The following is a 2,216-nucleotide window of genomic DNA, read 5'->3' on the forward strand; positions in this document are numbered from 1 at the left end:
GGGGCGCGCTGGCCGAGCGAGCGGCGCGGCCACAGCCACGCGCCGAGCGCGATCGCGCAGCCGAGCGCGGCAACGCCGACGAGCGTCGGCGAGCGCACCAGCATCGCGGCGAACACGGCCGTCGCGAGCAGCGACAGCACGAACGGCACGCAGGTGTCCTCCGGCATCTTGAGGATCGCGCTCGGCGTCGCGGCGAGCGGCGACACCGCGAGCGCCTCGCGCCCGTCGGCGAGCCGGTAGCCGACGCGCAGGCTCGAGCGGCGCGGCTCGCCGCGCGTTTCCCACAGTGGATGGCGCGACGCGATCAGCGGCAGCACCGCGAAGTTGTAGGCGGGTGTCGGCGACGCGACCGACCATTCGAGGCCCGGCGCGCCCCACGGATTGTCGCCGGCGCGCGCGCCGCGCCGCGCGCTGACGAGCGCGTTGATCACGAACATCACGATGCCGATGCCGAACACGAACGAGCCGATCGTCGTCAGCAGGTTCGACGTATCCCAGCCCATGCCGGACGGGTAGGTGTAGATGCGGCGCGGCATCCCTAGCAGCCCCGACACGTGCATCGGAAAAAAGCCGACGTTGAAGCCGGTCAGCACGACCCAGAACGTCCAGCGGCCGACGCGTTCGTTCATCATCCGGCCCGTGAACTTCGGAAACCAGTAGGTGATCCCGCCGAGCACCGGAAACACGTTGATCCCGAGCAGCACGTAGTGCAGATGCGCGACGACGAAGTACGTGTCGGTCAGCTGCCAGTCGAGCGGCACGGCCGCCGTCATCACGCCCGATACGCCGCCGATCACGAACATCAGCACGAAGCCCGCGAAGTACAGGAACGGCGTGCGGAACACGGGCCGCCCGGTCCAGATCGTCGCGATCCACGCGAACACGGCGACCGCGCTCGGAATCGAGATCAGCATGCTGGCCGCGCCGAAGAACGCGAGCGCGAGCGGCGCGATGCCGGTCGCGAACATGTGATGCACCCAGACCTCGAAGCCGATCAGCATCGTCGCGACGGTCGACACCGCAACGGCTTCGTACGCGACGAGCGGCCGCCGGCAGAACGTCGGCAGTGCATCGGACACGATCCCCATCGCGGGCAGCACGACGACGTACACCCACGGGTGCGCGAACATCCAGAACAGGTGCTGCCAGAGCAGCGGGCGGCCGTCGTGCGCGACGTCGAAGAAGTGCGTGCCCGCATTGCGGTCGAGCCACAGCAGGAAGAACGCCAGGCTCACCGACGGCACCGCGACCAGATTCGCGACGGACGCGGTCAGCGTGCCCCACACGATGATCGGCAGCCGGTCGATCGACATGCCGTGCGCGCGCATGCGCAGCAGCGTGACGACGAAGTTCGCGGCGCCGCCCGTCGTCGAGATGCCGAGCAGGATCATCCCGAGCGCATAGATGTCGATGTTCGCGCCCGCGCTGTAGTCGAGCGACGTGAGCGGCACGTAGTTGAACCAGCCGCCGTCGGGCACCGCGCCGAGCGGAAAGCTCGCGTAGAGGAACAGCCCCGCGAACAGGAACACCCAGTACGAGAACGCGTTCAGCCGCGGAAACGCCATGTCGCGCGAGCCGAGCATCAGCGGCCACAGATAGTTCGCGAAACCGGACAGCACGGGCAGCGCGTACAGGAAGATCATCGTCACGCCGTGCATCGTGAACAGCGCGTCGTACTGCGCGGGCGTGAGCAGCGTCGCGTTCGGCCGCGCGAGCTGGATGCGCATCACGAGCGCCTCGACGCCGCCGAGCAGCAGAAACGCGAAGGCGGTGACGACGTAGCGCAGGCCGATCCGCTTGTGGTCGACGGTGCCGAGCCAGCCGCGCCAGCCCGGCTCGGACTCCCACAGCGCGGCGAGCGCGCGCTCGTCCGGCGAGCCGGGCGGCGCGTCGCCGAGATCCGGCACGCGCTCGAGCACGGGGCGGGAGTCGTGGGTGACGGCCATCGGCATCCTCCGTTCAGTGCAGCGTCGCGAGATAGGCGGCGAGATCGTCGGCGTCGCGCGGCGCGAGCGCGAACGACGGCATCAGCGTCTGCGGCTTGATCTGCTGTGCGTGCGCGATCCAGCGGCGCAGGTTGTCCGGCGTGTTGTCGAGCGTGCCGGCCGCGAGCGACCGGCGCGACGCGAGGTGCGTCAGATCGGGGCCCGCATCGCCGGCCGCATCGGTGCCGCGCACCGCGTGGCAGCCCGCGCAGCGCGCGGCGAACACGCGCG

2 protein-coding genes are annotated in these 2,216 nt (G+C 70.0%); both read right to left on the reverse strand.

What is annotated here, in order from left to right; all coding sequences use genetic code 11:
* Positions 1-1,946, reverse strand: a 1,946-nt coding sequence (gene ctaD, locus HMPREF3115_RS27380; protein ID WP_070556924.1) for a cytochrome c oxidase subunit I, incomplete at its 3' end; no start/stop codon positions are given.
* A 13-nt stretch (positions 1,947-1,959) separates the two neighbouring features.
* On the reverse strand, positions 1,960-2,216 hold a 257-nt coding region (locus tag HMPREF3115_RS27385; RefSeq protein ID WP_141751748.1), incomplete at its 5' end, for a c-type cytochrome.

Origin of the sequence: Burkholderia sp. HMSC10F09 (assembly GCF_001806955.1) — a bacterium.
In the GTDB taxonomy this organism is placed as follows: Bacteria; Pseudomonadota; Gammaproteobacteria; order Burkholderiales; family Burkholderiaceae; genus Burkholderia; species Burkholderia multivorans.